This window comes from Pseudonocardia sp., assembly GCF_025965585.1.
Lineage (GTDB): Bacteria > Actinomycetota > Actinomycetes > Mycobacteriales > Pseudonocardiaceae > Pseudonocardia.
Genome location: NZ_JAOPWR010000175.1, coordinates 1 through 3,903, shown reverse-complemented (window position 1 = coordinate 3,903; position 3,903 = coordinate 1). Strand labels below are relative to the sequence as shown.

General features: G+C 71.3%; 3 protein-coding genes and 1 pseudogene. All 4 read left to right on the top strand.

The window, feature by feature from the left end; translation table 11 throughout:
* On the top strand, positions 1–321 hold a 321-nt coding region (locus tag JWR81_RS10985), incomplete at its 5' end, for an aldehyde dehydrogenase family protein (protein WP_297650160.1).
* A 184-nt stretch (positions 322–505) separates the two neighbouring features.
* Positions 506–3,175: an MFS transporter gene (locus JWR81_RS10980; protein WP_297650158.1), complete on the top strand. Its 2,670-nt coding sequence runs from the start codon at positions 506–508 to the stop codon at positions 3,173–3,175.
* A 16-nt stretch (positions 3,176–3,191) separates the two neighbouring features.
* A complete protein-coding gene (locus JWR81_RS10975; protein ID WP_297650156.1) occupies positions 3,192–3,653 on the top strand; it encodes a MarR family transcriptional regulator in 462 nt (153 codons plus the stop codon).
* A 33-nt stretch (positions 3,654–3,686) separates the two neighbouring features.
* Positions 3,687–3,903, top strand: a pseudogene (locus JWR81_RS10970) (transketolase); the annotation flags it as partial.

Below are 3,903 nucleotides of genomic sequence, written 5' to 3'. Positions count from 1 at the left end.
TACGACGACGGCGACTTCGACGCCGTGCTCAAGCAGGTCGACAGCGGCGCGCCCTACGGCCTGACCGGCTCGGTCGTCGCCCGCGACCGCGCGGCCGTGGCGCGGGCGTCTGCGGCGCTGCGGTTCGCCGCGGGCAACTTCTACGTCAACGACAAGCCCACCGGCGCCGTCGTCGGCCAGCAGCCCTTCGGCGGCGGGCGCGCGAGCGGCACCAACGACAAGGCGGGCTCGGTCTACAACCTGCTGCGCTGGGTGAGCCCGAGGACGATCAAGGAGACGTTCGTGGCGCCGACCGCCTCGGGCCACCCCCACCAGGGCTGACAGCTCCACCCCGCGATACGAGCGGCACGTCCGGGCGACCCCTCGCCCGGACGTGCCGCTCCCAGGTGAGGACCGGGTGTGGTGAGCGACTCTCCGTACCGACTTCCCCCCCGACCCAGGTGGTGATTAGCATAAGACAACTAAGTATTGCGGATGTCTACTGCGCGGGGGAGTTGTGGTCAAGATGGCAGTCGTCGAACAGGCGGTGGTGCGGGGGACACCGGACGGGAAGCCGGCACCGGGTCCCAACTACAAATGGGTCGCGTTGTCGAACACGACGCTCGGCCTCCTCATGGCGACGATCAACTCCTCCATCGTCCTGATCGCCCTGCCCGACATCTTCCGCGGGATCAACATCGACCCCCTCGGCGCCGGCAACACCAGCTACCTGCTGTGGATGATCATGGGCTTCCTGGTCGTCACGGCGGTGCTGGTGGTCGGCTTCGGACGCCTCGGCGACATGTACGGCCGCGTCCGCATGTACAACCTCGGCTTCGTGATCTTCACGATCGCGTCGATCCTGCTGGCCGTCACCTGGCAGACCGGTGACGCCGCCGCCTGGTGGCTGATCAGCTGGCGCATCGTGCAGGGCGTCGGCGGCGCGTTCATCATGGCCAACTCGAGCGCGATCCTCACCGACGCGTTCCCGGTGCATCAGCGCGGCACGGCACTGGGCATCAACGCGGTCGCCGCGATCGCCGGCTCGTTCCTCGGCCTCGTGATCGGCGGCCTGCTCGGCCCGGTGAACTGGCACCTCGTCTTCCTCGTGTCCGTGCCGTTCGGCATCTTCGGCACGATCTGGGGCTACATCAAGCTGCGCGACACCAGCGAGCGGCGGCCGGCCAAGATGGACTGGTGGGGCAACATCACCTTCGCGGTCGGCCTCATCGCGCTGCTCGTCGGCATCACCTACGGCATCCAGCCCTACGGGACCAGCGTCATGGGCTGGGGCAGCCCGCTCGTCCTGAGCTGCATCATCGGCGGCATCGTCGTCCTCATCGCGTTCGGGATCATCGAGACCAAGGTCGCGAACCCGCTCTTCACGCTCTCGCTGTTCAAGAACCGCGCGTTCACTCTCGGCAACGTCGCGAACCTGCTCGCCTCGCTCGGCCGCGGTGGCCTGCAGTTCGTCCTGATCATCTGGCTGCAGGGCATCTGGCTGCCACAGCACGGCTACTCCTTCGAGCAGACGCCGCTGTGGGCCGGCATCTACATGCTGCCGTTGACCATCGGCTTCCTCATCGCGGCGCCCGTGTCGGGCGTGCTGTCCGACCGCTTCGGCGCCCGCTGGTTCTCCACCGTCGGCATGGTGATCTCGGCCGTCAGCTTCGTGCTGCTGGAGATCCTGCCGATCAACTTCAACTACTGGGGCTTCGCGGCGATCCTGCTGCTCAACGGCCTCGGCATGGGCCTGTTCTCCTCGCCCAACCGCGCCGACGTCATGAACAGCCTGCCCGCCAACGCCCGCGGCGCGGGTGCCGGCATGACGGCCACGTTCCAGAACTCGGCGATGGTGCTGTCGATCGGCTTCTTCTTCAGCCTGATGATCGCGGGCCTGTCGCAGCACCTGCCGTCGGTGATGGAGTCGGGTCTGCTGGCACACGGCGTGCCCGCGGCGGACGCCAGCCGCGTCGCCGCCCTGCCGCCGGTGGCCGTCCTCTTCGCCGCGTTCCTCGGCTTCAACCCGATCCAGCAGCTGCTGGGCAACGTCCTGGGTTCGCTGCCCGCCGACCAGGCCTCGTTCCTGACCGGTCGCAGCTTCTTCCCGAACCTCATCTCGGGCCCGTTCGCCGACGGCCTCACCGCGGCGTTCTGGTTCGCCGTCGCGGCGTGCCTCGTCGCCGCCGTGGCGTCCTGGTTCGCCGGGTCGCGCCGCCCGGCCGCCAAGGCCCCGCACGAGTCGCTCGGTGGCGAGCTCGCCGCCGTCGCCGGTGAGGCGGGCTTCGGCCCCTCGGAGATCGTGACCGACGACTTCGAGAACGACACCGTCGGGCAGGTGCCGGTCGCCGCGTACGCCGCCGGCGCCGACCACCACAGGCCGCGCCACGCCGCGCCCGGGGAGCTCCTCGGCTCCGTGCGCACCGCGTCCGGCTCAGCCGTCCTGGACGGCGTCGTCACCGTCACCGACCAGAACGGCCGGCAGGTGGCCCGGGCCGTCGCCGAACCCGGCGGCCGCTATGTGCTGCGCGGCCTCGAGTCCGGCCACTACACCGCGGTGGCCAGCTCGCCAGGCTTCCGTCCCGACGTCGTCGCCGTGACGCTCAACGGCAACGGTGCGGTGCACGACTTCGCGCTCGACGGCCACGGTGCCGTGACCGGCATGGTCCGCTCGGGGGCCGGTCACGCGCCGCTCATCGGTGCGGTCGTCATGGCCACCGACGCCGCGGGCCGCGTGGTCGGCAGCGCCCGGTCGACGCAGGACGGCACGTTCCAGCTGCTCGGCCTGCCGCTCGGGCCCACCACGGTGACGGCCAGCCTCCAGCGCCACCAGCCGAGCGCCACGACCGTGATGATCGGCACGGACACCGCCGCGCCGCTCGACCTGGTGCTGGCCCCGTCGATCGGCGGGCTGGTGGGCATCGTCAGCGCCCCCGACGGCACGCCGCTCGCCGGTGCCACCGTCACGGCGTCCGACGAGCGGGGGGACGTCGTCGCGACGGCCACCACCGACGCCCGCGGCTCCTACCGGCTGACGGACCTGGAACCCGGTCGCTACACGGTGGTCGCCACCACGCATGCCCCCGCGGCTGTGCAGGTGGAGCTGCCGGCAGGCGACCCGTCGCGGGTCGACCTCCGGCTGGGGTCGCCCGCCGCCGAACGCAGCTCCGCCCACGCCGTCCCCGCGGACCGCTGAGGCGAGGCGGCCGGCAATGACGACGACCGCTCCGGTCCCGGGCGGGACCACCGACTGCGCGGCGGAGCTCGCCGGGCGGTTGCGCATCGCAGCCGGCCGGCTGGCCCGTGAGGCCGGCGCCCAGAGCAGGCTCGACGGCATGACACCGAGCCGGCTCGCGGCGCTGGCCGTCCTCGACTCGGACGGACCGCTGCGCGTGGGTGCGCTGGCCGAGCGCGTCGGCATCAGCGCACCGACCACGTCGCGGCTCGTCGACTGCCTCGAGGGGCGCGGGCTCATCGTCCGCACCGCCGACCCCGACGACCACCGCGCCATCCGCGTCAGCCTCAGTGCCGAGGGCGCGGCGGGGCTGCACGCGGTGCGGGAGTTGGGTGCGGGCCTGCTGGCCGACCGCATCGTCGACCTCGACCCGCACGCCGTCGCGCTGCTGACGGCGGCACTGCCGGTGATCGAGGAGCTCGCAGCGGGTTCCTCTTGACCTGAAGTCGGGTTCAGCTCACAGGCTGGGTCCATGACTCTCAGCACCACGCTCGGCTACGACGACCTGCCCGACCTGATGACGCTCATGACGGGCGACGAGAAGCACGGCGCCAGCGCCACATCCACCCTCGACGTGCTCTGGGTGCTCTACGACCGCGTCCTGCACACCGATCCCGACGACCCCGCCCGCGACCGGTTCCTGCTCTCCAAGGGACACGGGCCGATGGCGTACTACGCGGTGCTCGCCG